This window comes from Gluconobacter sp. OJA (genome assembly GCF_039638325.1).
In the GTDB taxonomy this organism is placed as follows: Bacteria; Pseudomonadota; Alphaproteobacteria; order Acetobacterales; family Acetobacteraceae; genus Gluconobacter; species Gluconobacter cerinus.
Map to the genome: position 1 here is coordinate 572,385 of NZ_JBDIWI010000002.1, position 24,507 is coordinate 596,891.

At 62.1% G+C, this 24,507-nt stretch carries 31 protein-coding genes and 1 pseudogene; 4 read left to right on the forward strand and 28 right to left on the reverse strand.

Features of this window, described 5'->3' with window-relative positions; all coding sequences use genetic code 11:
- Positions 1-29: 29 nt before the first annotated feature.
- The 9 genes from ABDK75_RS13000 to ABDK75_RS13040 all read right to left on the reverse strand — a co-directional run bounded on the left by ABDK75_RS13000 (position 30) and on the right by ABDK75_RS13040 (position 10,031).
- The gene (locus ABDK75_RS13000; RefSeq protein ID WP_346006098.1) at positions 30-2,315 is read right to left on the reverse strand and encodes an ATP-binding protein; all 2,286 of its coding nucleotides are present in this window, start codon (positions 2,313-2,315) and stop codon (positions 30-32) included.
- Positions 2,316-2,830: 515 nt separating this feature from the next.
- Positions 2,831-4,021, reverse strand: coding sequence for an IS91 family transposase (locus ABDK75_RS13005; protein ID WP_346006099.1), 1,191 nt, complete (start codon positions 4,019-4,021; stop codon positions 2,831-2,833).
- A 19-nt stretch (positions 4,022-4,040) separates the two neighbouring features.
- Entirely contained in the window at positions 4,041-4,952 is a 912-nt protein-coding gene (locus tag ABDK75_RS13010) for a tyrosine-type recombinase/integrase (RefSeq protein ID WP_346006100.1), read from the reverse strand.
- Between the two features lie 142 nt (positions 4,953-5,094).
- Positions 5,095-5,547, reverse strand: coding sequence for a CopG family transcriptional regulator (locus tag ABDK75_RS13015; RefSeq protein ID WP_346006101.1), 453 nt, complete (start codon positions 5,545-5,547; stop codon positions 5,095-5,097).
- 5 nt (positions 5,548-5,552) lie between these two features.
- The gene (locus tag ABDK75_RS13020; protein ID WP_346006102.1) at positions 5,553-7,535 is read right to left on the reverse strand and encodes a conjugal transfer protein TraG; all 1,983 of its coding nucleotides are present in this window, start codon (positions 7,533-7,535) and stop codon (positions 5,553-5,555) included.
- A 47-nt stretch (positions 7,536-7,582) separates the two neighbouring features.
- The gene (locus tag ABDK75_RS13025) at positions 7,583-7,783 is read right to left on the reverse strand and encodes a hypothetical protein (protein WP_019086912.1); all 201 of its coding nucleotides are present in this window, start codon (positions 7,781-7,783) and stop codon (positions 7,583-7,585) included.
- 162 nt (positions 7,784-7,945) lie between these two features.
- The gene (locus tag ABDK75_RS13030) at positions 7,946-8,239 is read right to left on the reverse strand and encodes a type II toxin-antitoxin system RelE/ParE family toxin (protein WP_346006103.1); all 294 of its coding nucleotides are present in this window, start codon (positions 8,237-8,239) and stop codon (positions 7,946-7,948) included.
- Entirely contained in the window at positions 8,236-8,508 is a 273-nt protein-coding gene (locus ABDK75_RS13035; protein ID WP_019086914.1) for a type II toxin-antitoxin system ParD family antitoxin, read from the reverse strand. The genes ABDK75_RS13030 and ABDK75_RS13035 overlap by 4 nt, the downstream gene beginning before the upstream one ends.
- A gap of 89 nt (positions 8,509-8,597) precedes the next feature.
- Positions 8,598-10,031 carry a DUF3363 domain-containing protein gene (locus ABDK75_RS13040; protein WP_346006104.1) on the reverse strand — a complete coding sequence of 478 codons (1,434 nt, stop codon included), beginning with the start codon at positions 10,029-10,031 and terminating at the stop codon, positions 8,598-8,600.
- Between ABDK75_RS13040 and ABDK75_RS13045 the strand changes: the two genes are divergently transcribed.
- The gene (locus ABDK75_RS13045; protein ID WP_346006105.1) at positions 10,005-10,382 is read left to right on the forward strand and encodes a hypothetical protein; all 378 of its coding nucleotides are present in this window, start codon (positions 10,005-10,007) and stop codon (positions 10,380-10,382) included. The genes ABDK75_RS13040 and ABDK75_RS13045 overlap by 27 nt on opposite strands.
- 216 nt (positions 10,383-10,598) lie before the next feature.
- Here ABDK75_RS13045 and ABDK75_RS13050 read toward each other — a convergent pair whose 3' ends face one another.
- Genes ABDK75_RS13050 through ABDK75_RS13090 form a run of 9 tightly spaced genes read right to left on the reverse strand, consistent with a single transcriptional unit; the run spans position 10,599 to position 15,580 of the window.
- Positions 10,599-11,300 (reverse strand): lytic transglycosylase domain-containing protein, encoded by a 702-nt coding sequence (locus ABDK75_RS13050; protein ID WP_003618774.1) that lies wholly within the window; start codon positions 11,298-11,300, stop codon positions 10,599-10,601.
- On the reverse strand, positions 11,287-11,625 hold the full coding sequence (locus ABDK75_RS13055) for a DUF736 domain-containing protein (protein ID WP_003618772.1): 339 nt from the start codon (positions 11,623-11,625) through the stop codon (positions 11,287-11,289). The genes ABDK75_RS13050 and ABDK75_RS13055 overlap by 14 nt, the downstream gene beginning before the upstream one ends.
- A gap of 1 nt (position 11,626) precedes the next feature.
- A complete protein-coding gene (locus ABDK75_RS13060; protein WP_003618770.1) occupies positions 11,627-12,169 on the reverse strand; it encodes a S26 family signal peptidase in 543 nt (180 codons plus the stop codon).
- Entirely contained in the window at positions 12,166-12,630 is a 465-nt protein-coding gene (locus ABDK75_RS13065) for a DUF2840 domain-containing protein (RefSeq protein WP_048858930.1), read from the reverse strand. Before ABDK75_RS13065 ends, ABDK75_RS13060 begins: the two co-directional genes overlap by 4 nt.
- A complete protein-coding gene (locus ABDK75_RS13070) occupies positions 12,627-12,869 on the reverse strand; it encodes a hypothetical protein (RefSeq protein ID WP_003618765.1) in 243 nt (80 codons plus the stop codon). Before ABDK75_RS13070 ends, ABDK75_RS13065 begins: the two co-directional genes overlap by 4 nt.
- Positions 12,866-13,609: a site-specific DNA-methyltransferase gene (locus ABDK75_RS13075; RefSeq protein ID WP_003618763.1), complete on the reverse strand. Its 744-nt coding sequence runs from the start codon at positions 13,607-13,609 to the stop codon at positions 12,866-12,868. The genes ABDK75_RS13070 and ABDK75_RS13075 overlap by 4 nt, the downstream gene beginning before the upstream one ends.
- Positions 13,606-14,244 (reverse strand): ParA family partition ATPase, encoded by a 639-nt coding sequence (gene parA, locus ABDK75_RS13080; RefSeq protein ID WP_003618761.1) that lies wholly within the window; start codon positions 14,242-14,244, stop codon positions 13,606-13,608. The genes ABDK75_RS13075 and parA overlap by 4 nt, the downstream gene beginning before the upstream one ends.
- The gene (locus ABDK75_RS13085) at positions 14,241-15,296 is read right to left on the reverse strand and encodes a replication initiator protein A (RefSeq protein WP_048858929.1); all 1,056 of its coding nucleotides are present in this window, start codon (positions 15,294-15,296) and stop codon (positions 14,241-14,243) included. Before ABDK75_RS13085 ends, parA begins: the two co-directional genes overlap by 4 nt.
- Positions 15,296-15,580: an AlpA family transcriptional regulator gene (locus tag ABDK75_RS13090; protein WP_003618758.1), complete on the reverse strand. Its 285-nt coding sequence runs from the start codon at positions 15,578-15,580 to the stop codon at positions 15,296-15,298. Before ABDK75_RS13090 ends, ABDK75_RS13085 begins: the two co-directional genes overlap by 1 nt.
- A gap of 662 nt (positions 15,581-16,242) precedes the next feature.
- Here ABDK75_RS13090 and ABDK75_RS13095 point away from each other — a divergent pair.
- On the forward strand, positions 16,243-17,697 hold the full coding sequence (locus ABDK75_RS13095) for a SulP family inorganic anion transporter (protein WP_003618757.1): 1,455 nt from the start codon (positions 16,243-16,245) through the stop codon (positions 17,695-17,697).
- A 363-nt stretch (positions 17,698-18,060) separates the two neighbouring features.
- Here ABDK75_RS13095 and ABDK75_RS13100 read toward each other — a convergent pair whose 3' ends face one another.
- The 9 genes and pseudogenes from ABDK75_RS13100 to ABDK75_RS13140 all read right to left on the reverse strand — a co-directional run bounded on the left by ABDK75_RS13100 (position 18,061) and on the right by ABDK75_RS13140 (position 23,093).
- Positions 18,061-18,747: a DUF2285 domain-containing protein gene (locus ABDK75_RS13100; protein ID WP_239016127.1), complete on the reverse strand. Its 687-nt coding sequence runs from the start codon at positions 18,745-18,747 to the stop codon at positions 18,061-18,063.
- A pseudogene (locus ABDK75_RS13105) lies at positions 18,686-18,826 on the reverse strand (transcriptional regulator domain-containing protein); the annotation flags it as partial. The gene ABDK75_RS13100 and the pseudogene ABDK75_RS13105, both read right to left, overlap by 62 nt.
- Before the next feature lie 214 nt (positions 18,827-19,040).
- A complete protein-coding gene (tnpC, locus tag ABDK75_RS13110; protein ID WP_346006106.1) occupies positions 19,041-20,630 on the reverse strand; it encodes an IS66 family transposase in 1,590 nt (529 codons plus the stop codon).
- Positions 20,631-20,694: 64 nt separating this feature from the next.
- Positions 20,695-21,042 carry an IS66 family insertion sequence element accessory protein TnpB gene (gene tnpB, locus ABDK75_RS13115; RefSeq protein ID WP_346006107.1) on the reverse strand — a complete coding sequence of 116 codons (348 nt, stop codon included), beginning with the start codon at positions 21,040-21,042 and terminating at the stop codon, positions 20,695-20,697.
- Positions 21,039-21,419, reverse strand: a complete 381-nt coding sequence (gene tnpA / locus ABDK75_RS13120) for an IS66-like element accessory protein TnpA (RefSeq protein WP_346006108.1) — start codon at positions 21,417-21,419, stop codon at positions 21,039-21,041. The genes tnpB and tnpA overlap by 4 nt, the downstream gene beginning before the upstream one ends.
- A gap of 111 nt (positions 21,420-21,530) precedes the next feature.
- The gene (locus tag ABDK75_RS13125; RefSeq protein ID WP_346006109.1) at positions 21,531-21,821 is read right to left on the reverse strand and encodes a DNA -binding domain-containing protein; all 291 of its coding nucleotides are present in this window, start codon (positions 21,819-21,821) and stop codon (positions 21,531-21,533) included.
- A gap of 11 nt (positions 21,822-21,832) precedes the next feature.
- The gene (locus ABDK75_RS13130; protein WP_026200050.1) at positions 21,833-22,117 is read right to left on the reverse strand and encodes an XRE family transcriptional regulator; all 285 of its coding nucleotides are present in this window, start codon (positions 22,115-22,117) and stop codon (positions 21,833-21,835) included.
- Positions 22,118-22,274: 157 nt separating this feature from the next.
- Positions 22,275-22,427, reverse strand: a complete 153-nt coding sequence (locus ABDK75_RS13135; protein ID WP_170213666.1) for a hypothetical protein — start codon at positions 22,425-22,427, stop codon at positions 22,275-22,277.
- 339 nt (positions 22,428-22,766) lie between these two features.
- Complete coding sequence (locus ABDK75_RS13140) at positions 22,767-23,093, reverse strand: DUF736 domain-containing protein (protein ID WP_034931914.1); 327 nt, start codon at positions 23,091-23,093, stop codon at positions 22,767-22,769.
- Between the two features lie 399 nt (positions 23,094-23,492).
- Here ABDK75_RS13140 and ABDK75_RS13145 point away from each other — a divergent pair, with 399 nt between their 5' ends.
- A complete protein-coding gene (locus ABDK75_RS13145) occupies positions 23,493-23,651 on the forward strand; it encodes a hypothetical protein (protein WP_206752373.1) in 159 nt (52 codons plus the stop codon).
- A gap of 33 nt (positions 23,652-23,684) precedes the next feature.
- Here the strand turns inward: ABDK75_RS13145 and ABDK75_RS13150 are convergent, their stop codons facing one another.
- Positions 23,685-24,125: a hypothetical protein gene (locus ABDK75_RS13150; RefSeq protein ID WP_003618753.1), complete on the reverse strand. Its 441-nt coding sequence runs from the start codon at positions 24,123-24,125 to the stop codon at positions 23,685-23,687.
- 85 nt (positions 24,126-24,210) lie between these two features.
- Here ABDK75_RS13150 and ABDK75_RS13155 point away from each other — a divergent pair, with 85 nt between their 5' ends.
- On the forward strand, positions 24,211-24,498 hold the full coding sequence (locus ABDK75_RS13155; protein WP_346006110.1) for a hypothetical protein: 288 nt from the start codon (positions 24,211-24,213) through the stop codon (positions 24,496-24,498).
- Positions 24,499-24,507: the final 9 nt, after the last annotated feature.

Consider the following 24,507-nt stretch of genomic DNA (forward strand, 5'->3'; position numbering starts at 1 on the left):
GCGGCAAGCCCCCACCACCCTTCACTGACCTAATCTTCTTCGGCGAGAAGAGGCTCAAAGAGATTTTTCAAATCTTGATCGTCGAAAGTATCTTCCCGCACATCCTCACCGGTCACCGACAACTCTTCATCCTGCGCGGCATTCTCATTGACCTCTTCAATCCGGCTTTGAATGGCACGTTTAGCGCTCTCCACTGCCTGTGAGTTGTACCCGATACGATTGGCGAGTTTTTCAACAGTCAAAATGTAGTCAGAGAGAGTTGAATCTGAGTCCACATGCCCGAGATTGTCGCTTACATTCTCGATCATTTCAGGAATTGCCGTATTTATTTCATTATCGAACATATGTCCGAGATTGGCCTTGTTGGTGTCGATCGATGTCACAACGCGTTCGAGGTCATCAGGATCGAGAGAGCCGCCGAGCATTTTGCGAATGGCGCTCTCGATAGCGACGGCCAACGGGCCTGTATCTTTTTTTTCGTTCTGAGGTGCAGATAGCAGGTTGGCGAGGATGGTGGGCAGCGCCCGAGCATCATCCCATGATTTGAATTGGTCTGTTGGGTTGGTTGCGATTGCGACCGCCGTTTCCAAAAATATCTTAAGTCCGCTCAACTTCCACCATAGAAGCAGCATATTGATACGGTCTGATGTTGTCGTGTCATAGGCACGGAAATTGGTAGGGTTCGAAGGAATACGCTTCCATCTCGGTATCGTGTTGAGCCGTTGCACAAGCGCCGAGAAACCCGCCAAGAATGTCCTCCAGTCATTAGGCGTTAGGTCGGATAACTTTTTGAACTGATCGACTATTCGCATCGCGCACGAGGGCGTGGGGGCTCCTGCCGCCATCGTTACCAACAATTTTCTGTCGAGCAGATAGCGGTAGAGATAATCACGAACAGATGGGTTAATAAATGATATGCGGCCGTTTGCGACGGCGATAAAGCCGCCTTCCAACACTTTTACGCTGCTCTCAAAATCCTTAGCGTCCCAAGCTATGCCGAATTTCTGGCACAAAAGTGGATGCAGTCCTTCAAATATTTCCTGAATATCTTCAATTTCTGCGCCATATTGTGACCCAAAATAGAGAGAAAATAAAAGATGCTGACACCGACGTGGTATATGATGCTGAAATTGCTTGTCCCAGATTGACTCTGGATCATTTAGCTTATTAATGAATATTTCAGGATAATCTTCGGCTGCCACATCTTCGATATGCGATGCGTCAGTCATCCATTCTACGATTCGCGGATTATAGAACTTGTGATCAATAATTTTCTTGATCGTTCCGGTATCATAGAGTGCTCGAATATGTTCGATTGGTACGCCAGCGACGACGAGATGATTGTAAAGAATTCGAGCCCGTATTCGGCGAGTATAAATACCTACATCAAGCAGATATTGCGCCACGTCGAGCCTGTGATCGGCAAGGACATCAGACACAAGTTTTGCATGTTGAAAAACTGGTGCACGGGTCGTGAGGATAAACCTTGCTGTGGGCGTGCGACGTACTCGCGCAATAAACCGGCCAAGCTCGGTGTCTTGGGTAGATAAGGCTCTTTCGTCGAGCGCGATGCGACCCAAAAAGTCGTCAAAAAAGAACACCTGCCGGCGACTGTCATTTATCCGCGCAAATCCGTCGTCGAGACTTCGGATCGCGACGAGATCCCAATCTTCCCCGATGTAGGCATACGCCAGCATTTCGGCCAAAGTTGTCTTTCCCACGCCTCCAGGTCCGGAAATGATCAAAATGCGTTGGCTTTCGAGAACTTTTCGTCCCTGACCAAAGCTCGGGTTTTCGGCATAAACGTTTAGTTTTGCGGTGATCTCCGCTCGGGTGACTGTCGTGAAGTTATGTGATGCGGACTGCAAAACTCGTTCGAGGATAGCCGTATCGGATAGCCAAAGTTTGACGTGGCTTTTAGCGACATCGTCATGCTTTCGAAGAAGCGAGTTCAGGTCTTCAAAACCCAATATATCAGATGCGTTGATCAGGCTTGGGCCTATGATATCCGCGAGCGCCTTCTTATTAGCGGGCGTGAGAGAAACCGAAGTGACGAGAATATAGCGGTCAGGCTGTATTTGATCGATCGATGGTCGAGCATTCCGCATTTGCCTTGCCAATGCTGCGAAGCCTGACATGCGAAGGTGCTTCGCCTGAAGGATCGTGGTTGCTCCAGATTTTGCGTGGCGTCCGTCAACACCTCCATCGGGACCAGGGCCAAACCCCTCAAATCGACAAGCTAATTCCTCGCCCAACAAGTCTCGTGCAAGATCTTCAAAATCGGCTGGAGAGAGGGAGGTGAAACTGTATGTCACGATCTTACCGCTAAATGTGTCTAGGTCGATACGCAGCGAAGCGTCGCCAAGGGTATCTGATCAAGTTCGTTCGAACGATAGCATATCCTGATAGTGGTCGTTTTCTACCGTCAGGCGAAGTGGCTCAAGTTGGCAGGTAGCGTCATTTGCATCAATGGCACAAATGACTGTTTTCGGTCATATCTTCCCAATACCCGACATTCCGCTCCCCTGAAGAGTTTCGGGCGCCGTTAGGCGTACGAAAGTCGGGGAGGACCGAACCCGCGACACCGGAGCTCAGGTATGGGGAATTTGCAACTGGCGCTGCCCTGAGGCGCCCCTGAGCGGGGTCACATGACGGCCTTCGTGGTGCGACGAAGGGCTTTTCCCGCTGATTTCATGCATGGGAATGACAGGATCGCCAGTACCAAGCGTGTACTTTCTGCCGTTTTTTCGCGTTTTGCGTAAGTCTATCGGTTTGTCGGAACGAGGCGGGTCCGACAAGCATCGGGTTATACGGTCATGTCTGCCGGTCATCATGCTGATTCTCCGACCGGATCGGTCGCCCGTGGTGGGCCTCGGGGCTGGCACCATCGGGGAAGGATCTGGATGACGACCATCGGACCACCACAGCATGGGCACGGCGGTGGCGTGACCGGTTCGGCGTCCGGGACTTCTGGCGCTGGTGTGGGTATGACCTTCAGCAGTTCCCGCACCCGGGCGAGGCTGGCCTTGCGGCTGGAACTGGCCAGCAGGCCATAGTGGCGGATGCGATGAAATCCCCGTGGCAGGACATGCAGCATGAAGCGGCGGATGAATTCATCCGTGGCGAGCGTCATGACCTGCTGTTGGTGGGCCGTGTCCCGTCGGTAATCCTTGTAGCGGAACGTCACGCCGTTTTCGTTGAACGCCAGAAGGCGGCGGTTCGAGATGGCAACACGATGGGTATAGCGCGACAGATAGGCCAGCACCGCTTTGGGACCGGCAAAAGGCGGCTTGGCATAGACGACCCAGCGCCTGCTGCGCACAGGCGCCAGATATCGCAGAAAGGCACGACGCTCTGCCAGGGCAGCAAGCTGTCCTCGGAAGACCAGCCGGTCGGCGTCGAAAAGTGTGAGCAGCCGGGTCAGGAACAGGCGGCGGAACAGTTTGCCCAGCACCCGGACGGGCAGCAGGAAGGCCGGGCGCGATGAGATCCAGCGCTGGCCATCGGGCGAGAGACCGCCGCCTGGCACGATCATGTGCACATGGGGATGGTGGGTCAGCGCCGACCCCCAGCTGTGCAGCACGGCGGTGATGCCGATACGGGCGCCCAGATGCCGGGGATCGGCGGCGATCGTCATCATCGTCTCCGAGGCAGCCTGGAACAGCAGGGCGTAGAGAACGGCCTTGTTCTGGAGCGCGATGTCGGCGATCCGCGCAGGCAGGGTGAAGACGACATGGAAATAGCCGACCGGCAGCAGGTCGGCCTCCCGCTCGGCCAGCCATGTGCGTGCGGCGTTCCCCTGACAGCGCGGACAATGACGGTTGCGGCAGCTGTTATAGGCAATGGGCCAGTGTCCGCAGTCTCCACAGGCCGAAACATGGCCACCAAGGGCCGCAGTGCGACAGTGTTCAATCGCCGACATGACCTTGAGCTGCTGCAAGGGGAGACGGCCGGCATGGGCTGTCCGCCAGGCAGGACCGGCGGCCCGGAAGATGTCACCCAGTTCGAGCGAGGCAGACATGACCGCTCCCGCTCCGGGATCACCCGTCGGGCCTTGCCTGCGCCGTCGCCAGCATGCCCAATGTGTCGAGCGGGCTGGTCACCGCCCGCACCGTGCGGGTGGCGACCCTTGTATAGAGCGCCGTGCTGTCGAGACGGGCGTGACCCAGCAGGGCCTGGATCACGCGGATATCGACACCATCCTCAAGCAGGTGCGTCGCGAAACTGTGCCGCAATGTGTGTGGACCAACCCGCTTGCTGATTGACGCGGCATGCGCTGCGGTGACGACCACACGATGCAGTTGCCGGGTGCAGATGGGCTTCGTCGCGTGCTGGCCAGGAAACAGCCAGCCCTGAGGATGCATCACGCCCTGCTGACGGCCGAGTGTCCACCACTCCCGCAGCAACGTCAGCAGATCGGCCGGCAGCATGGCGTTGCGGTAACGGCCCCCTTTGCCTCGCTCGACCCGCAGCAGCATGCGCGCGCTGTCGATATCGCTCACCTTGAGAGCCGCGACCTCGGCAACGCGTAGACCGGCCCCATAGGCGACCGAGAGCGCCACCTGGTGCTTGAGGCATGTGGTCGCGTTGAGCAGGCGACCAACCTCGTCGCGGCTCAGCACGACAGGCAGATTGCGGGGATGTCTGGCACGAACCAGCTTGCGCGCAAGATCAGGCCGGTCGAGTGTGTAAGTAAAGAAAAACCGCAGCGCCGACACGATACTGTTCATCGTCGGTATCGGCAGGCCGACCTCGTGCTGTTCGAGCTGGAACTGGCGGACCTCCTCCGCCGTCGCTGTGTGCGGAGAACGGCCCAGATGGGTCGCAAACCGACCAACGTCACGGATATAATTGCGCTGCGTCTCGCGCGAGAACCCGCGCATCGTCATGTCGTCAATCAGGCGTTGGCGAAGAGGGCTGATCGCGACTACAGAAATAAGCTCCGTCATCATCTGGCTCCTTGTGTTGGACACAAGCCAGAGTGCGGCGGACCATCAGGTCAGCTTCAAATAAAACACCTGTTTCACGCCGTAGTGACTGACAGCCACGCTACACCATTCCCGCGCAGCGGGTTCGTTCATCCCAGCCCAGACATCACGTTACAAGATTGCCTGGCGGATCAGGGGCGTCCTGCCCCCGTTCACCTAGCCCCACGTCCGCCCTCATCTCATCGTCCAGCGTCTTCCCTCTGGCAAGCCTGCGCCCCACCGCTTCAATGAACCCGTCATACCGCTCCCGCCCCTTGCTCTGCGCCGCAGCCAAAGCAGCATCCGGCAACGGCGGCGTGCTGGTCAGCCAGAACCGCACGAACACAGCTATCGATTCATTGGAGATCGTCACCCGCCGTTCCATGCGCTCCAACTGCCGCGTCATCCGATCCAGCCGACGGGCGAGCGCCGCTTCAAGCCGCTCCGGCCCATCCGGCGACAGGAACGACGCCAATGCCGTTTCCACGATCAGCGCCCGCGGCACCTTCTTGCGGGCGGCGTAATCGGCGAGCCTGACACTAAGGTCAGCGGGTAGCCGGATCGTGTGTTTGATCCGCATGGCGGTCACAGCCCCATCCGGTCCGCGGGATCGAGGGAGACCTGCCGTGCGAGAGCCCGCTCGCCGCACCGCAAGGTCTGTGCTCGCGTCGCATCGTCCTCAGCCTCAGCCTCGGGCGGGTCGAATTCATGCACCGGCTTTCTCGGCGCCTGCACCACCTCTTCCTGTTCCGGCAATTCCGGCTCACGGCGAATGCCGGCATTGGCAGGATCATCATCCGCATTGCTGGCAGGAGGCGGCTGGGCTACGTCGGCCCAGTCCCCCTGCGGCTGCGGTCCGATGGGCGGCGTTCCCTCTGGAGACTGCGGTGGTTTGAACCTGGGTGGCGGGAGGACGCGCGCGGCCAGTTCGGCGTCTTCGAAATACCGCGCCTTGCGCGCCCGGATCGGCGGGCAGCCCGAGACCAGTACCAGTTCTTCGTCAGGGGGAAGCTGCATGATCTCGCCGGGCGTCAGCAGCGGCCGCGCGGTTTCGTGGCGCGTCACCATCAGATGCCCGAGCCACGGCGACAGACGGTGTCCAGCATAGTTCTTGGCGTCACGGATCTCGGTCGCGGTGCCCAGCGCGTCCGATACCCTCCTCGCCGTCCGTTCATCATTGGTCGCGAAGCTGACCCGGACATGGCAATTATCGAGGATCGAGTTGTTCTGGCCATAGGCTTTCTCGATCTGGTTCAGGCTCTGGCCGATCAGGAAGCTCTTGATCCCATAGCCCGCCATGAAGGCCAGGGCGCTCTCGAAGAAATCCAGCCGTCCCAGCGCCGGGAATTCATCGAGCATCAGCAGCAAGCGATGACGCCGCTTTGCCTCCAGTTCCTCGGTCAGCCGACGGCCGATCTGATTCAGCACCAGGCGCACCAGCGGCTTGGTGCGGCTGATATCCGAGGGTGGCACCACCAGATAGAGCGTCGCCGGATGGGTGCCGGCAACAAGATCGCGGATCCGCCAGTCGCAGCGCCGGGTCACATGCGCCACGACCGGATCGCGATACAGGCCGAGGAACGACATGGCGGTGGACAGCACGCCGGAGCGTTCATTGTCGCTCTTGTTGAGCAATTCCCGTGCCGAACTGGCCACCACCGGATGCACGCCTTTCGCCCCGAGATGGGGAGTGGTCATCATAGCGCGCAGCGTGGTCTCGATCGCGCGTTTCGGATCGGAGAGGAAATTGGCGACCCCGGCTAGGGTCTTGTCCTCCTCCGCGTAAAGGACATGCAGGATGGTGCCGACCAGCAGGGCGTGGCTGGTCTTCTCCCAATGGTTGCGCTTCTCAAGGGCGCCCTCGGGATCAACCAGCACATCGGCGATGTTCTGCACGTCGCGGACTTCCCGCTCACCGCGCCGGACCTCGAGCAACGGATTGTAGGCCGCACTGGCAAGATTGGTTGGATCGAACAGCAACACCCGACCAAAGCGCGCGCGCCACCCGGCGGTCAATGTCCAGTTCTCGCCCTTGATGTCATGAACGATGGCCGCACCTGGCCAGGTCAGTAGTGTCGGCACCACCAGACCGACGCCCTTGCCCGAGCGGGTCGGAGCGAAGCACAGCACATGTTCCGGCCCGTCATGGCGAAGATAGGCATCGGCCGAGCGGCCCAGCACCACGCCATCGGGGGCGAGTAATCCGGCGCGACGGATCTCGCGCGGGTCGGCCCAATGCGCCGAACCATAAGTGGTGGCGCGTTTCTTCTCGCGGGCGCGCCAGACGGACATTGTGATCGCGACGATGACAGCAGCAATGCCACCCGATGCAGCGATGTAACCGCCCGTGGTGAAGATATCCGGAGCGTAGGCGTCGTAGGCGAACCACCACCAGAAGAACTCCGGCGGGTAATAGACCGGCCAGCCGAGCAGCGTGACCCACGGAGCGCCAAGCTGCGGCTGGAAGCCGAGATGCCAGGCGGTCCACTGGGTAGCAGTCCAGGTGAAAGCGAGGATCACGGTGCTGACGGCAAACACCGATCCCCAGAGGATCTTGGTCTGGTTCATGACAGGAACCGACCAAACGGCTCGCTTCGCCAGCGTTCAAGGTCTAATTATGACGTCTCGGGCCGCCGGATAGGCGCGGACAATAAACGGACGGCCTGCCTGTCCGCCTGCACGGCGGCAAAAATATCGAGAATCGTGCGCTTGCTGACGCCGCTTCGCTCGCCCTGTTCCAGCAACTCGACAAGCGTGCGCTCATCTTGACGAGTGGCCGGATAACAGGTCGATGGCACCTTATTTCGCCCTGTCATGCTGAGAAACTCCGATTGCCTTGTCGTCGCATGTGGAGAAGAAGCCGGTACGGTAAAAATGCCTCCGCCTGATGATCGCCTCTACGTTCTGATCATCGTGATGGCGGCGAAGTTCATCGTCAGTGACGGCCGCTGCCCGCGATCCCAAGGAAACCACTGACTTTACGAGTCGAATATCTGCGGCAGATCCCGTGCGCCATGAAGCACACGGACGATGCGCACCTCGTCGGCCAGTTCACGGTAGAACAGCAGGTAGCGGCCGTGAACAATGACCCTCAATCCGGGACTGATCTCATCGCGCGCCGGAAAGCTCCCCGGATGCTGCGCCGCGGTGGCGGCCTTCGCCTCCAGTTCGGCCACGAAACTCATGGCCCGCTCGGGATTGTCCTCGGCGATGTAGAGCGCGATCTCCAGAAGGTCGGCGCGCGCGGCCGGAGCGAAGCCAAGCCGTTTCATCCCTGCGCGCGACGCCGAGCGATCACGTCGCGCAATTCGGCGAAGACGGTTTCGGCCGGGATGCTCGACCCGCTCTCATCGCCAAGCCGGATCGCCTCCCGCAGGGCGTCGAGATCACGACGGTCGGTATCGCGCCGGCGCATCCACTCGCGCAATGCCTCGCGCACCACCTCGCTGGTCGAGGCATATTCGCCCCCATCGACGGACTGGCGCAGGATCGCGGCCATTTCGGACGGCACGGTGATGGTCATACGTTCGATTGTGGACATGAGACGGCTCCTTTCAAGCGAGCATACTTCATCATACTTATGAAGCACCCGCTTTGTCAGCCGAAAACCTGCAGGCGGGCCAGCCAACATCAAATCCCGAGCCCGCGCTTGCGCCCGAGATTCCAGTCCACCGACCCGCCCGGCGACAGGGTGCCGGAAACCTGCCGTCCGAGCTTTTGCTCCAGCGCCGGGCGCCACGGCACGAGCTGGAAGCCCAGCCCGTCATCGACCATCGCGAAGCGGCCAGAGGACAGATTGACCCGTTGGCGATAGACCCCCGAGACAATCTCACCTTCCTTCGCGGGGCGGTGCTCCAGCCCGTTCTGCGCCGCCAATCTGGCGACCGCCTGATCGAGATCGCGCTGACGCAGGGTGCCGATCAGGTCGGGTGCGAACACCACGCGCTCGCCCTGCCGTCGGGCCAGCCCCTCGGACGCCAGATGATCGATCCGCTGCGCCATGGCCTCGCGGACTTCTCCGCCGAAACCCGCATTGGCCAGCGCCGGATCCTTCGCGAGTAACTGGCGGTCGAGCCAGGTCGCACCGGGTGCCGTCACCTGCTCGGCCAGCGTGAAGTCCGATCGGGTCGCCTGTGACAGGCGCTGTTGTCCTTTGGCGTCTTCCCAAGCTCGGGTTTCGACGATCGCACCGGTCCTGGCATCGCCGGCCAGGTCCAGATCGGGGAAACGGACATGATGCGTCCGCCCGTCGGTGCCGGCAATGACCACGTACCCCGAACCCTTCAGTTCGTCATCCAGCCCGCGCTCGACCAGCCGGCCAATGACGGGATCGGCCAGCTTCTCGCCATGGATCGCGAAACCCGCGACATCGGGTTCCGCCCCGCCACCGGACATGGCGCGGTGCATGGTCTTGATGATGTCGCCCCGGATGGAGAGATCGCGCAGGGTCGCCTCCAGCCCCGGCTTGAGGGTCCAGCGTGCCACCCCGACCCGCTCGGCCAGGCCAAGCCCCTCCAGCTTGGTCGCCCGCCCCACCAGCAGACGCCGCAGTTCCGGGTCTTCGGCACCGGCGCCGGGACGGAGATCGACAATGCCGCCGCCCTCATCGCTGATGTCCTGCAACGCTCGATCGAGGCTGGTCCAGCGATCGGCGCCGATCTCGGTGTCCAGGGCGGTGCGGATCTCCTGCTCGCTGCGCGGGCCAAGTTCCAGCGTCACCCGTTCGGCAGCACGGTCGCGTAGGCCCTGGCTGATATAGGCGCGGCTGATCACCAGATCCTTGCCGTCATCGGCAACCCCGCGCACCAGGATGTGGATGTGCGGATTGTCGGTGTTCCAGTGATCCACCCCGACCCAGTCCAGCTTGGTGCCCAGGTCGCGCTCCATGTCCTGCATCAGTTCGCGCACGAAACCCCGCAGGTCCTCCATCCGCGCCGCATCCTCGGGCGAGACGATGAAACGGAAATGATGGCGGTCGTCGGCGCAGCGTTCCGCGAAGGCCTTGCTGTCCGCTTCGTCGGAGCCGGCATCGAACAGATGGGCTTTGGCACCGTCGCGGGTCACGCCCTCGCGTCTGAGATAGGCGATGTGGCGGGCGAGCGGCGCGGAGCGGAAGCGCGTGCCCTGCTGACGGATGACGCGCGCCTTGACCACGACCCGACGGGCATTGCTGCGCAGCCGCATGGACAGGGCCGCGCGTCGGCCGCGCCCGAAACGGGAGCCGCCACCGCCTCCCCTGCCCTTCGCTCCGAACCGGGTGCCGGTATGACCGGCCCTCTTCGCGGCACGCATGACCTCGCCAACGAAGGATTTCGGGCGTGCGCCCTGATTGCCATGCTGGATGCGGCCGGGCCGGACAGTCAGGCCGTCATCGCGTGTTGCCATGGCCCGCTCTCCGCTCCGTTTCACCCCTGACGGCGCCCGGATCGTTGAAAACATTGTAGAAAATGGACGAAGAGCCGCAGGCGGTGCGTGGTGACAGGACAAATTCTCCAATCAAACCAACCACATGCAGCCCCGAACGGGCGCTGCTTTTACCTTGCCGTCCTTCCCTCCGTTGCCAGCCTCCCCCCAGCGCCCCCTCCCAAAGGCACCCATGGCCCGCCAACGCCCGATGGACCGGAACGGGGGTCATCGACGTGCTTCCCCATGCCCTGAGGCGATGAACAGCCCGACCGACTGCGGTGCGAGTGCCGTCCAGTCTGTCGGGCGAGCGTCATCGGCATGCACCGGATCATGCGCGCTCTCGCCATGCCGAGGGGCATTTCCTGTGCGCAGGAATGACGCCGGAAAGAGTGAAGATCTCTGCCAGGACGGTGTCTCCGAAGCACCGATCACGATGTCATCGGCAGGCGGAAGAGCCAGCCGCGCGCTGACCGATGCAACGTAATCCCGCGTCTCGGCAGGCAGTGGTCGGCCGGTTGCGAGATGCTCGTCATAGCGCGCGGGACCGGCATTATAAGCAGCCAGAAATCCGGCTTCGCCATAGCGATCCCGCATCCAGCGCAGATAGGTCGCACCAGCCAGAATGTTGTCACGCGGGTCGAACGGATCGTCGCCGAGGCCGAGCGACGTACGCAGGCTGGCCCATGTTCCGGGCATCACCTGCATGAGCCCCATCGCACCCGCCGACGACACGGCATGCGCATCGCCCCTGCTCTCCGCGTGCAGCACGGCAGCAATCCATGAGGCCGGAATCTGCGCGCGCGTGGCGGCTTCCGCGATCATGTCGGCGTAGGGATCGGCAACCGCATTATGCGTCGGCACCGTCAATGAAACGACGGCCGGAAGCACGACACCGAGCAGACGGAGCGCCGCCTTACCGCCGGTCATCACGCTTCACCGGGCGGCTCCAGACCAGATGGAAGGCACGCCCCTGACGATCGGACTGGAACAGATTGGCGCGGATCGGCTGCGCCAGCATGGGGTCGTCGAGAACCAGCGAGAGATAGGTGCCCGCCTTCTCGCCGGTGCGTTTCCAGGCCGCGCCGACCTCTGGTCCGGCATCGGCGTCACCGAGATGGACGCGATAATCGGGCGCATGCTCGGCGTCCGACGATGTCGCCGGCACGATCGTTAGTTCGACGTCGAGGGCGAGCGTGCGCAGCCGACCGGCGAAGCCGTCAGCCGTGCGTGTAAAAGTTCCGATCTGGGCCATGTCAGCCTCGTTTCTGCTTGGGGGTGGGAGACATCGGTGACGGCACGAGCCACAGCGGCTGCGCGCGGCCGAGCACCGCAGCGACCGGCAGGATGCCGAAATAGCGACCGTCAAGACTGGTCGGGACTGCTGCGTTCATGACGAAAATCTGGCCGGGCAGGACGTGCCGACAGCCTTGCCAGATCGGCAGCGGACGACCGCGATGATCGTAGGCGAGTGCCTCGCCAAGCGCCTTGCCGTCGACCGAAACAGCAGTACCGATCCGGCAGACCAATTGCCCCGGCAGTGCGGCAACCGGCTTGAGCAGCGGCACACCGAGGGGCAGATAGCCGCCGTGCGCCAGCATCGTGGCAATGTCGGCCGGTGGTCGGATCGCGATCAGGTCGTCGACATGCAGGGTGCTTACCGATTGCAGGCGATACAATCCGACCGGTGTACTGGCGGTGGCATTCCAGATCAGCCGGGGCGCCGGATGAATCGCCACTGACGTGCCAACACCGAGTATTGCGAAATACGTGGTGAAGAACCAACCAAGGCGCGTCATGACACCGCCCTCCGGCGCAGCCAGGCCTGATGGCGGTCGCGCGTGTAGGAGCGTGCCGCCTGCCCGGAGAGCATCCGATTGTGCAGATGCCGCCAATGCTCGGGCGCCACGTCGACGGGGTCGATGCCGATAGCTTCGATACGATCGACAGCTTCGAGCACCAGACGGACCTTCGGCCAACCGCTCTGGCGCAACAGGCTCTCCCCGCCGGGGCGCACGAACGGCACCGTCTGATACGGCTCGCCGGGACGGGTGACGCGCACGATGTCGATGCAGGACACCACCGTGCCGTAATCGTTCGCTGCCCAGCGCAGGAAGGCGAATACGGTGTCCGGCGGAAAGCTCAGTATCCGCCGACGACGATCGAGAATCTGCTCATGGGCGACAGAGCCGAAGCGGATCCAGTGCTCGATGCGCTTCTCGATCCAGGTCAGTTCGACATGAGCGAGGGTGTCGGTCATGGCACATCTCCAGCAGTATCGGGGAACTCGCGGGCCAGCAGCGCGCGCAGCATGTCGGCGACCGTGATGCCGCGCTGGAACGCCGCGACCTTGAGCCGCGCGCGCAGCGCCGGCGTGACGTCGATGGTCAGCCGGGCGGTAAAGCGGTTGATGGTCGAAGGCTTGTCCGGCGCCCTGACCCAGCGTTCGGGATCGGCGGGACGCGCCGCGAAGCCGGGCGGCGTGCGACGTTCCGTCATGGCGAAATTCCTTCGCCGAGCGGCAGCACGGAGGCGATGCGGTCGCGCGCCTTTTGCGCCATGACTGGATCGATCTCGCAGCCGACATAGCGCCGACCGGCGAGCCGGCAGGCGACACCGGCCGCGCCCGAGCCGGCGAACCAGTCGCCCACCAGGCCACCTGGTGGGCAGCTCGTGCGGATCAGGATCTCCAGCAGTGCCACCGGCTTCTCGGTGGGATGGATGGCGCGCCCATGCGCATTGCGGACCGGAATCACGGAGCGCATCAGGCGCGGGCCGCCATCCTCGCTCACGTAATGGCCGGCATCGATCCGGCCCATGTGGGGCGGCCGGTGTCTCCGCCTTACCGTGCGCGCCCGCGCATCGGACGTGGTGGGAACAACATTGTAGACGGCGCGCCAGGGCGTATCGTCGCGATAGAACTGGACGATCAGTTCATGCACGCGGCGGAAGCGATCGGCATGGAAGCTGGAACCGTTCTGCTTCTCCCAGACCAGTTCCTGAGCATATTTCCAGCCCGCATTCCGAAATGCCGCGTTGGATGCGAGAAAGCTCCGCAGGGAGCCGAAGACCCAGAGCGAGCCGCTCGGTTTCAGGGCGGCGAGTGCCTTGCCGGGCCAGTCCGCCACGCGCCGGTCCCAGGCGAGCGACGTATCGCCATAGGGCGGGTCGACCAGGATCATGTCGTAGGGGCCGTGCCAGGGCATCAGGAGCGCGCTGTCGCCGGTCAGGAGGGTCATGGCACCAGCCCCCCGATCTCGGCCGTCAGGGCGGCGATTTCGCGGGCGGCAATCCCGTGCGGGCGCAGGTCGCAGACCAGGCGGCCGGTGCGCGCGGCGTCGGCGAAAGCAACCCGCTGGCCGATCCGCGCCGCTAGAGCGGCAGGCTCATGCCCCATCAGCGCCAGCCGGGTTTCGCGGGCGATGACCGTGCGCGCGGCGCAGCGGTTGAGCACGAAGCGGGCCAGCAGGCCGGGACGGAAGAAGCGCGCGTCCTCCAGCAGCCGCAGCATCTCGGCCGAAGCCCATCCGTCGAACGGCGAAGGCTGCGCGGGAATCAGCACCAGGTCGGCAGCCAGCAGAGCGGAGCGCAATAATGCCGCCACCCGAGGCGGACCGTCGATGACGACGTGATCCACCCCCTGAGCTAGTTGGGGCGCCTCGTGGTGGAGTGTGTCGCGTGCCAGCCCGATCACGCCGAACAGCCGGGGCAGTCCTTCCCGCGCGCGCTGCGCCGACCAGTCCAGCGCCGAACCCTGCGGATCGGCGTCGATGACCGTCACGCGCTGGCCTTCCCGAGCCCATTGGCCGGCGAGATGCAGCGCCAGAGTCGTCTTGCCGACGCCGCCCTTCTGGTTGAGGAAAGCCACGATCATGGCCCCTCTCCGGGGGTTTTCCACGGATCGGCAGGGGGGCCAACATCCTTAAAGTTAGACTCTTTTAAGTTAGAATCTAAGTTAAGGGCGTCGTAACCAATTGATTCAATGTCATGATTCGGCGTTTTCCGCAAACGATAGCACGGATGCCGTGGCAGTGATGGCACGGATAAATCCACAACTGATAGCACGGATGAACTCACAGCTTGTCCACAGACGCCTGTGGATAATTTGACAGGTGCAAAGGCCAGCGTGTCATTGCCGTTGCGGTCGGGACGCACCGACAGCCGATAGCCGGCAAAGGGCTGCCGCTTCGCCATGTCGCGCAGTTCGAAGGCAAAGCGCCGATAGGGGGAAAGACTGGCGGATTTTTCGTAGAGATGGCGCAGGCCGAAGGCCCAGCCCGCACGCTGGCGACCGCCATGCTTGCGCACGATGCGATAGAGCCAGCGCTCCAGACCGCCGGTGAGGCCAAAATAGGCCGGGTCGATGGTCAGCACGAGCGCGTCATCGAGAACCGCCTGGTAGAACCAGTCGGGCAGGATCAGTTCGATCACGCGGGTGCGCCCTTCCCGCGCGGTATGCCGTTTCCATTCGTTGATCCAGGAAAAGCGGTGCAGTTGCCCCTTGCCGGTCTGCCGCAGCGACGTCTTGATCGTGGTGGATTGCAGCCGGTCGAAGGCCGCTTCCAGCCGCTCATAGTCCCGCGCGCTGTCGCCCCGACCGATGAAGGTCAGGATCTCGCGCGGGCTGGCCACCATCAGCCGCGACGTGCGCCGACCGGCGTCACGCGCGGCAACGAGATGGCTGGCGGCCCAGATCAGCACGTCAGCATCCCAGATCGTGGCCATGCCATGTTCGGCAGACGCCTCGACCCGGATGGTGACGTCCGGGGTCCGGTAATCGATCGGGACCATGCGGGGGGATTTGGCGAGGCTGAAGAACGGAAACGCCATCAGATCCTGTGCGTCACGAGGAGCGAAATCTCCCGCGATAGCGTGGAAGAGTTCCAGTTGCTCGCGCTCGGAGCGCGCCCTGCCGGGCGGAGGCATCAGCGACGGCTCCCGCGTGATGTCGGCGGAATCAGCGGACTTTGCCGCGCGGCCGCCGGCACGACGCCGGCAGTGGTGTCCGAGGTATGGGCGCGGGCACCACTCTCGACCCAGGCCTGCAACTCATCCACCCGATAGACCACGCGGCCACCGAGCTTCGAGTAGCGCGGTCCGGTGCCGTAGATCCGGTGTTTCTCCAGTGTGCGAATAGATAGTCCGACGAAGCGCGAGGCGTCGGGCGTGCGCAGATAGCGCGGCGGCAGATCGCTGTAATTGGCGGACATGAGGTGGCTCCGTGGTCGCTGGCTGGGGCCGCGGGACAGATGCGGCCAGCAGGGATCAGCGTGGCGGAGCGAGGTCTTCCGGGACTAGGACCGATCTCATCGGGGGGCGAGATCGGTCCTTGACTGGCGGGAGATGGCGACGCGGCCGCCTCGAACCGGGCGACCGAACCAACTGGATTTCGGCTTTCGCCCTCGTCCCAATCATACAAAGTTCTGCTGAAGGTTTCGGTAAGCGGACATCATGCTGCGATGACACGAGCCAGTCTGCCAGTTTCTGAACCATAACCCATGCCATATGGTCTGCTCTCAGCAAATTGCGAACTTAGCCCATGCCGGGCCCCATGACCCAGTAGCCAAGGACATGGGGCCTGGACCGCTTACTGCATCGTGTCGCCGTCCGGTTCAGCCAACAGAGAAAGAAAGCCGGGTTCAACAGTGGGGCAGCGGTCTACAGTCCATACGTTCTGGGACGTTGGGATGTCGGTCCTCACAAGACGATCACGCCATTGCAGCAGTCAACGTTGTGTTGGCTGGTCTGTCTTCTCGGGTTGCATCGACCTCACGACCTGACTACCCTGCAAGCACCATTGCCGCGTCGGGCCACAATACGACGAAACCTTATTGAGCGTGCTTACTACCTAGAGAGGTTTCGAAAAAACGCCATGAACTTTGCGACTTATCGGTCGCAGTGGGCTTATAACCCGCTGCGCGAAGTGCTGGCCGGAATGGTCGGCACCTTCGCCCTCATTCCCGAGGTCATTGCTTTCTCCTACGTTGCCGGCGTCTCTCCCGCCGTCTCCCTTTTCGCGTCATTTGTCATTAGCGTCGCCATTTCCATCACCGGTGGCCGCCCGGGAATGATCTCAGGGGCGGCGGGTTCCGTGGCCCTCGTAGCCGCGGCCCTCGTGCATAGCTACGGGCTTCAATACCTTCTCGTCGCGACATTACTGGCTGGCGGACTACAGATCATTTTCGGTGCGCTTGGCTTTCAGGTCATTATGCGCTTCGTATCGGCTGAGGTCCGCACCGGCTTTGTGAATGCTCTCGCGATCCTGATCTTTTCGGCACAGTTACCACAAATGCTTCATGTGACGTGGCACACGTATGCACTGATTGCCCTTGGGCTTGCCATCATCTATCTCATGCCACGGATATCAACCCTGATACCGTCGCCCCTGATCTGTATCGTAGTTCTGACAGGCATCACGATGTGGTATCCAATGCCGGTGCACACTGTCTCTGATCTGGGCACGCTGCCGACAGGCCTTCCTGCTTTTACGATCCCCCACGTACCATTCAATCTGGCCACACTGAAAATTGTGTTTCCCTATGCCCTTGCGATGGCATCTGTGGGCCTCCTTGAATCTCTAATGACAGCAGGTGTCGTGGATGATGAGACCGACACGCACGGTGATCCCAGAATGGAATGCGTAGGTCTTGGTGTCTCGAATGTGTTTGTAGGACTGTTCGGCGGCATCGCCGGGTGCGGTATGGTAGGGCAGACAGTCGGCAATCTTCGGTACGGCGGCCAAGGACGTCTGTCGACCTTTACTGCCGGCGCTTTCCTGCTGTTTCTGATGGTCATGCTGCATACTTATGTCGCCCGCATTCCAATGGCTGCCCTTGTCGCCATTATGTGCATGGTCTCAATCAGCACATTCTCGTGGTCATCCCTGCGTGATCTTGCGCGTTTTCCAAAGCTCTCAAGCCTCGTCATGGTCGTAACCGTTGCCGTGACTGTCGCATCCTCGGATCTGGCTCTAGGTGTGCTCGTCGGTGTTCTGCTCAGTGGTGTGTTCTTTGCCTGGTCTATGACGCATTTGATGCACGTCAAAAAGATCAGAGAAGAGGGTACGGATATCTACGAGGTTGAGGGACAGGTTTTCTTTGCTTCGTCTGACCTTCTTCACGATCAGATCGACTTCAGGACCAATGCGCGCCGGGTCGTCATCAGGCTGAACAACGCCCATTTCTGGGACGTGACCTCGGTGGCTATGATTGAGAAGATCGTATCCAAACTCAAGGCTCGCGACATTGAAGTTGAAATCGAGGGCTTGCATGCGCTCCGGCATGGCATCGTCATGCGGTTGACCAGTGAAAAGCTCCTGACCACCTGATAAACTTCGAATAAATGTCCGGAAAAATTCGCCGTCAGGCCAATTTTTCCGGGCAGGTTTTCCATATCTGGGTTGCGGTATTCGATTACAAAATAACTGCCCCTGCAGAAACATTCCCGATGCAAACATGCGATGGCTCGTGTCAACGTTATCTTTTGACGTATAATGTTCAGGAATGGACTATTTTCTCCTTATGTATCTGAAGCCTCACTTCTTCTTTTCAACGAACCGTCACGCGTCTCCAATAGCGGACCATTTTCGGTTTTCCTCGACACAAAGCACCGGAGCGGCCAGCAGTGAGGCCATGGATACTATCAGCCTCCTTGTTCTGTTCTTCCGGCCCTACAAGACATTCATCATCCACTATCGTCCCCGAAACGGGTGCAGTAGCAGGCGCCGATATCCTCCGTCAGTCAGTCCCCGCGCAAAACGCACCAGCCGTTTCATGCGGAAATGCAGATCATGGGAGAGCCAGTCCCCTGCGGAAACCTCCCGACCGAACAGGACGCCGGCGATCTCGCGCTGCGACACCCCGTCGTCCAGGCCATCGAGCGTCCGGAGCGCCAGGATCAGCCTGCGGATGCGATCGGATGACAGGCAGGCCGGATCACGACCGGGACGCCGATCCATCAGCACGCGCCAGAGCCGCAGGGCGGCCTGGACACGCACCTCGAACAGCGCGTCGAGCGGCAGGAGCACGCCGAGCTGAGCCCCGTCAGGCGGCAAGACGTACAGCCGCAGGATCATCTCCCCCTGCTCGACCAGCACTTCTCCCGCCATATCAGGCGGCAGTTCTGCCCGAGCGAGGGAGACCGGATGATACGCCGCGTCAGCCAGTGCTGTCGGCAGGCGGACAACCGCAATCACGGCCGGCGATACCGCAACAGTCCAGCGGGCGGTACGCGGATTGAGGGCCGTGCGGACACTCTCGAAATCGCAACCCCCAGCGCCGGGCGAAGGCTTCGGCGTCTGACGTGGACAGCGCGGCCCGGAGCGCGGCGCGCTGAAGGGCGGCACGATCACGGATAAAGTCCCGATTGCGACTGACAAACTGCAAGGCAAAGGCAGGAGCGTCGAGCGACCGCAGGCCCTCGTACGCGCCCGCCGACCGCCAGTTGGCGCGGCTCATGGCGTCGTCTCCGATGCGTAACGGGTGGGAACAGGGCAAGTACTTGCTCGCGAGAGTATGCCAGACCGTCCCGTTGCCCGCTACGCCCCGCACCTGCAACAGGTCTTGCAGGTCACGCAACGATTCAGGGTGTCAGTGGGGCGCGCCGCCGCGCAGCAGATGCTGGTAGCCATGCTCGGTCATCGTAAGCATCCGGCGAGAGACGCGGTCATATTCAGGCGGCGATGGTATTGTGGACGTGCTGGCTGGTTTTCCAGTTCCAGGGAAGAAGTTCATAGAGGCGTGGATTGGGGATGTCATTGATCCGTGCCAGGACATCGGCGAGCCAGGCCTGAGGATCGACATTGTTCAGGCGCGCGGTGACGATCAGGGAATACATGGCGGCGGCGCGCTCTCCGCCACGATCGGAACCAGCGAACAACCAGGCTTTCCTGCCCAGGGCGATGCCGCGTAGGGCGCGTTCTGCTGCATTGTTCGTCAGACAGATACGGCCATCTGTGAGGAAACATGTGAATGTATCGGCATGCCGTAGAAAATAGTTCATGGCCTGGGCAACGGGATTTTTGGTCGACATGCGCCGGCAACACGTCCGCATCCAGTCGAACAGATCGTCGACGAGAGGGGCTATGTCTGTTTGACGGACTGCCATCCGGTGTTCCGGGGGCGTGCCGTTGATGGTGCGCTCGGCTTGGAATATGGCGTCGATCCGGCGCACCGCCTCGATCGCCAGTGGAGCCTTGTCCTTTTCGGCGATTTTGAACAGCCCTCTACGTCCGTGGGCCCAGCATCCGGCGGAGACGACCGGCGCGGGCTGGCGTCCCGGCTTCGCCAGAGTGTTGTAACCCGCATAGGCGTCTGACTGCACAATGCCGGTCCAGCCGGTGAGATGATCCGTGGGATGTTCGCCCTTGCGGTCCCGGGAATAACGGAACCAGACGGCTGGCGGTGCCGTGCCTCCAAAGGGGTGATCGTCGCGCACATAATTCCACAATCGTCCGGTGACTGTCCGGCCTTTCGCCAGAACCGGCACGGTGGTGTCGTCCGCGTGCAGGCGTTGTGCCGCCAGCACATGCGCCCGGATCAGCGTCGTCAGGGGGGCCAGCGTCGCGGTGCAGGCCCCCACCCAGTCGGCGAGTGTCGACGTGTCGAGATCGATCCCTTCGCGGGCAAAGGCATCGCTCTGGCGGTTCAGCGGCAGATGTTGCAGGAATTTGTCGCACAGGATGGTCGATAGCAGCCATGGGCCGGCACGTCCGCGTGCGATCGGATGGAAGGGGGCGGGTGGCTGGGTGATGCTCTCGCAGTCCCGGCAGGTGAACTTCTCCCGCACCGTCTGTATGACCTTGAACTGGCGCGGGATCACCTCCAGCGTCTCGGTGACGCTCTCCCCCAGTTTGCTCAGACGATCGCTGCCACAGCACGGACACTGTATCGGTGCGGGGATGACGACCCGCTCGCGCGGCAGATCGGCACGCAGGGGCTGGCGCCCCCGGTTGCTCCTGGGTGCTGTCGCACGGACGGCGGGATCCGCCGCATTTTCGGGCGCGTCCTCGGCGAGCGTCGTCTCCAGTTCTTCCAGTTCGAGTTCGAGCTGGGCCAGCAGGCGGCGCCCCCGCTCCGACGAGGCGCCGAAACGGTCCTGGCGCATCCGCGCGATAAGATGTTTGAGATGGGCAATCTGCGCTTCGGCGCTGGCCGCGCGCGCTTCTGCATCAGCGGCCCGGAGTTCGGCGACCTGGGCACGCACCTCGGCTGCGGCAAGTGCCGCGCGCAAGGCGATGATGTCCTCCGTGTCTCCCGTCATGAAGGCAGTTGATCACATGGGCGCTCAAAAGGGTACCAGTATATGCTGACCTGGCGCGGTTTTATTATCCCGCCAATTCAGGTCTCCATGTTTTCTGCGGATTGCGCCAATCCACACCCTCCAGCAGACAGGTCAATTGTGACGGGGAGAGATGGATCACTCCGTCCTTTGCCGAAGGCCACAGGAAATGCCCGCGCTCGATCCGCTTCGCATATAAGGAAAGGCCGATCCCATCGTGCCAGATCAGTTTCACCAGATCGCCGCGTCGGCCCCTGAAGGCGTAGACGTCACCCGCGAAAGGGTCACGACCCAGTGCTTCCTGGACTTTCAACGCCAGCCCGGGCATCCCCAGGCGCATATCGGTTACACCAGCCGCCAGCCATATCCTCAGCGTGGAAGGAAGCGGGATCATGATCGTAGTGCACCCACAATCTCACGCAGACGATCAGCGGACAGCCCTGTGTCGAACTCCAGCCGCACACCGTCCGGAAAGACCAGGCTGAGGGCTTGGCCGGACAGCGTTCCCTGTTCTCTCCGACGCTCCAATGGCTGCGGCTCGGGGGGCGGGGCCACCATGACAGGGATGAACGATGTCCCGCCTTTGGCTTGCGCTTTGGCCCGAGCCTCTCGCCGCCAGCGAAACACCAGACTGGGATGGATGCCATACTGTGCAGCCACCTCCTTTATGGGGCGCCGGCTCTCGTAGGACGCGATGACCACTCGCGCGCGAAATTCAGGGGCGTGCCAGCGGCGCCGATCCGAAACGATCTCGACCCGCGAGGCGTCCACCAGCCTGTCCAACTCTCCTGTCTCTCTACCGCTCCTTTGGAGCCTCTGTGCGGTACTACCTGCGACACTCGCAGGTAGTACCGCGTCCCTATCTCTTAAATCGCTCATGCTTCATAGCTGAACCATACCAGAAATATTCAGCAAGGCGTCAGCCGCCGGGAGCTTACCGGTCATCCAGTGCGCCCGCGCCAGATGACTGTGCCAGCAGCGGTGGACGCCCTCGGGGTCAACCACCGGGTCGCGGTGGAGCACGATGCGGGCGACCTCGCGCCAGTCGGCGCCGTCGGCCTCGGCATCCAGCAGGCGGAGATAGGTAATCAGATGCTGTTCGTCGTAGCCGGTGAGACAGGACGCTTCCGGAGCGCTGTCGGCGACAGACGGGTCGAGCGGGGGCTTCTGCATGATGGAGTCGATCAGGTCGGAGAACGAACGCGACGCACCCTAGCCTGCCGCGTTTCGATGCCGGAAGTCTCGTTAAGAAACATGACGCCACGCCCTTGTCCGGACTCGATGAACAGGATGCCCGCCGCTTCCAGCGCGCGGCGAACCTGGTCGGTCGTGCCCTCATGAACGCCGAGACCGCGTTCGGATTCAAGGCGCTTGAGCGCGGTCAGTGCTACGAGGGCTTTTTCAGCGAGCATCTCCTGTGTCCAGTTCAGGAGTGCCCGTGCCGCCCTTACCTGTCGGCCAGTGATCATCCATGATCACATCCGACACGCGGGGCATGCACACCAGTAATACGACTATAATAGTCGTGTTAGAGAGATTCAACAACGTTCTTTCAGGAGGATGGCAAAGTGGAATCGGCGCCTGGATATCCGATGGCACGGGCGACCATACGAAAAGCCCCCCGCTCTATGCGGGGGGGGTCTCGTCGTATCGGTCCGCCGCGAATTGCGCGCATGCCAGCTTCAGTTCTCGTTCGATCCGTCGGCGCTCCCCGTGGCTCAGGTAAAAGCTGGTCAGTTCGGCGCGCAGCATCTGGATATGGTCGTGTAGCGTGGTCATCGTCCTGCTCCTTTCGTTTCTCGAAGACAGGACTCCGCCTCATGCACGCGGGAGCCGGGTCAGGGATCGCCGCAGGCGACCGCGCCAGCGGCGCCCGGGGGAGCCGATTTTGTCCGGTGTGCCCGTAGGGTGCGCCGGGCAAAATTGGGGGGACCGCGCGTCCTTGAGGCGGTTCACGCCGGGCATGGTATAATGGGAAGACTGAGGGAAGCCCTGTTCCCCTTTCTTGCCCGCACCCCGGCAGATCGAGAGGAGCGCGACTGCTGCGCACGCCCGCTGGTTTCCAACCGGTCATGCGAAGGCCCCGCCCGGACCGGCCGGGCGGGGATCGCGGGCACTTCAGTCGCCGTTGCGGCGACCATTGGGGCGGGACCAGATCAGGCTGTAACCCTCGCCGTCCTCGTCATCGAAGAGATTGGCGAAGATCGGGGCGTTGAAGCTCGGATCGTCGAGCTTGAGGCTCAGATAGTCGCGCCCCTCGTTGGAGCGCCGGGACCAGGCCGCCCCGATCTCCACCCTGCCTACGAAGACGCGGTGGCTGGGGGCGTTGTCGTTCGCGCGCGTGGTCTCGGGAGCGATACGGACGTTGGGGGTCTGGAGCGAGAGGGTGACGATCTCGCCGTTATACCCGTTGCCGACTTTCTTGAAGGTGCCGATGGTGGCCATGATACTCTCCGTGATCTCTGTTATCGAGCCCGCACCATTGCGGCCTCGATGGCGATCGGACAGACGGAGGCGAGCGGCGGCGCATCCCTTGGGGCCGAAGCGCAGCGGAGGACGGCGGGACAGAATTTTCTTGGTGCGCGAGGAATGACGGCGCAGCCGGCAGGGGAAGAAAATTATGGCCCGTTGTTGCGCCATAGCCGATCGAGGCGTAGCCGGCCTTCGGCTAGATCAGCCATCTTGAGAGGCAGCATGCGTGCGCGGCCCGACAGAGCACACATCACGGAGACTATGGCGACCGGCACAGCGCACGAGATCCGGCGGCAACCAGAATGACGGCGTCATCCTCCCTCCATACCAGCCCACCGAACCGGCCCGTTCCGGGACTGCGCCTCACCGGACATGCCCGGCTTCCCCGTTGCGATCGGCCTGCGGGAAATCAGAGCGCCAGTTCGTTTGCTTCAACAGGCGGACCGTATCTGGAACAGCGCGTCGCATCCGCGCTTCGCTGCCCATCGCTCCCCGCCTCTCGATGACGTGGAAAGACAGGCAGGTACCTGATCCATGCCTGCCCGCCGGCTGCCGCGCAGGCGGTCAGACCCGCGCGACGCTCCCGTTGGCCGGTTCGGGCGGGGCCATGCCGGTAAAGCGGACGAACGCGGTGATGCCGACCGCAATGGCGCCGATGACCGAAAAGAAGAGCTGCCAGACGACGGACGGCATCATCATCTCGGCGAGACCGTGCGTGGCGCTATAACCGGCAATGATGGCGGGCACGGTATAGAGCAGGACGATCAGCCCTCTCAGCCAGATCCACGGCGCGCAGGCGAGTGCGATCTGACCGGCGACGAAAGTCGCTATCCCCGCCACGACGCCGACGATCAGGGCGCCAATCACTCCGGCACCGGTATGAAACGCCCAGAGCCCGGCATACAACCCGCCAGCAAACGGCAAGGCGAAGACCGCGAGCGTGAACATGAGCCAGCAGAAAAATCCGATGCCGGCGACGATCAGGAACGGTGCGAAGATCACCATGGTGGCGGCTCCCGTAAAGATGACATGATCTGACGGTCACGCCTGCCACCACCACCACGGCGCAATCCGCATCATAGAGAAAACGATGTATCGACGGAACGAGAATCGTACTGACGTCCGCCAAGCGGACGTGCATCGTGGGGCTGCTCAGGGAGACAACGTCATGGCGGACATCACGGGACGCGAACTGCATCTGGTCAAAAAGGCGCTCGCCATTGCAGTGCTGGCCATTGAACAGCAACCAGGGCCGTTTCAGTCCTATTCGGACATGCAGGACATGAAGGGCCTGCTCGACCTTCTGGCGCCCGGCGATACCGAGCTGGCCTTCTATGCCCGTTCCGCGCGGATCGCCGTCACGGGTAATCCGGACTGAAGACGGCGC

Bases quoted from the DNA above. Each gene is read 5' to 3' on its own strand.
- ABDK75_RS13005 (WP_346006099.1), bottom strand. From the start codon at position 4,021: ATGTCTGCCTCGCTCGAACTGGGTGACATCTTCCGGGCCGCCGGTCCT.
- ABDK75_RS13010 (WP_346006100.1), bottom strand. From the start codon at position 4,952: ATGATGACGGAGCTTATTTCTGTAGTCGCGATCAGCCCTCTTCGCCAA.
- ABDK75_RS13015 (WP_346006101.1), bottom strand. From the start codon at position 5,547: ATGCGGATCAAACACACGATCCGGCTACCCGCTGACCTTAGTGTCAGG.
- ABDK75_RS13020 (WP_346006102.1), bottom strand. From the start codon at position 7,535: ATGAACCAGACCAAGATCCTCTGGGGATCGGTGTTTGCCGTCAGCACC.
- ABDK75_RS13025 (WP_019086912.1), bottom strand. From the start codon at position 7,783: ATGACAGGGCGAAATAAGGTGCCATCGACCTGTTATCCGGCCACTCGT.
- ABDK75_RS13030 (WP_346006103.1), bottom strand. From the start codon at position 8,239: ATGAAACGGCTTGGCTTCGCTCCGGCCGCGCGCGCCGACCTTCTGGAG.
- ABDK75_RS13035 (WP_019086914.1), bottom strand. From the start codon at position 8,508: ATGTCCACAATCGAACGTATGACCATCACCGTGCCGTCCGAAATGGCC.
- ABDK75_RS13045 (WP_346006105.1), top strand. From the start codon at position 10,005: ATGGGCTTTGGCACCGTCGCGGGTCACGCCCTCGCGTCTGAGATAGGC.
- ABDK75_RS13050 (WP_003618774.1), bottom strand. From the start codon at position 11,300: ATGACCGGCGGTAAGGCGGCGCTCCGTCTGCTCGGTGTCGTGCTTCCG.
- ABDK75_RS13055 (WP_003618772.1), bottom strand. From the start codon at position 11,625: ATGGCCCAGATCGGAACTTTTACACGCACGGCTGACGGCTTCGCCGGT.
- ABDK75_RS13060 (WP_003618770.1), bottom strand. From the start codon at position 12,169: ATGACGCGCCTTGGTTGGTTCTTCACCACGTATTTCGCAATACTCGGT.
- ABDK75_RS13065 (WP_048858930.1), bottom strand. From the start codon at position 12,630: ATGACCGACACCCTCGCTCATGTCGAACTGACCTGGATCGAGAAGCGC.
- ABDK75_RS13070 (WP_003618765.1), bottom strand. From the start codon at position 12,869: ATGACGGAACGTCGCACGCCGCCCGGCTTCGCGGCGCGTCCCGCCGAT.
- ABDK75_RS13075 (WP_003618763.1), bottom strand. From the start codon at position 13,609: ATGACCCTCCTGACCGGCGACAGCGCGCTCCTGATGCCCTGGCACGGC.
- parA (WP_003618761.1), bottom strand. From the start codon at position 14,244: ATGATCGTGGCTTTCCTCAACCAGAAGGGCGGCGTCGGCAAGACGACT.
- ABDK75_RS13085 (WP_048858929.1), bottom strand. From the start codon at position 15,296: ATGCCTCCGCCCGGCAGGGCGCGCTCCGAGCGCGAGCAACTGGAACTC.
- ABDK75_RS13090 (WP_003618758.1), bottom strand. From the start codon at position 15,580: ATGTCCGCCAATTACAGCGATCTGCCGCCGCGCTATCTGCGCACGCCC.
- ABDK75_RS13095 (WP_003618757.1), top strand. From the start codon at position 16,243: ATGAACTTTGCGACTTATCGGTCGCAGTGGGCTTATAACCCGCTGCGC.
- tnpC (WP_346006106.1), bottom strand. From the start codon at position 20,630: ATGACGGGAGACACGGAGGACATCATCGCCTTGCGCGCGGCACTTGCC.
- tnpB (WP_346006107.1), bottom strand. From the start codon at position 21,042: ATGATCCCGCTTCCTTCCACGCTGAGGATATGGCTGGCGGCTGGTGTA.
- ABDK75_RS13125 (WP_346006109.1), bottom strand. From the start codon at position 21,821: ATGCAGAAGCCCCCGCTCGACCCGTCTGTCGCCGACAGCGCTCCGGAA.
- ABDK75_RS13130 (WP_026200050.1), bottom strand. From the start codon at position 22,117: ATGATCACTGGCCGACAGGTAAGGGCGGCACGGGCACTCCTGAACTGG.
- ABDK75_RS13135 (WP_170213666.1), bottom strand. From the start codon at position 22,427: ATGACCACGCTACACGACCATATCCAGATGCTGCGCGCCGAACTGACC.
- ABDK75_RS13140 (WP_034931914.1), bottom strand. From the start codon at position 23,093: ATGGCCACCATCGGCACCTTCAAGAAAGTCGGCAACGGGTATAACGGC.
- ABDK75_RS13145 (WP_206752373.1), top strand. From the start codon at position 23,493: ATGCCCGGCTTCCCCGTTGCGATCGGCCTGCGGGAAATCAGAGCGCCA.
- ABDK75_RS13150 (WP_003618753.1), bottom strand. From the start codon at position 24,125: ATGGTGATCTTCGCACCGTTCCTGATCGTCGCCGGCATCGGATTTTTC.
- ABDK75_RS13155 (WP_346006110.1), top strand. From the start codon at position 24,211: ATGTATCGACGGAACGAGAATCGTACTGACGTCCGCCAAGCGGACGTG.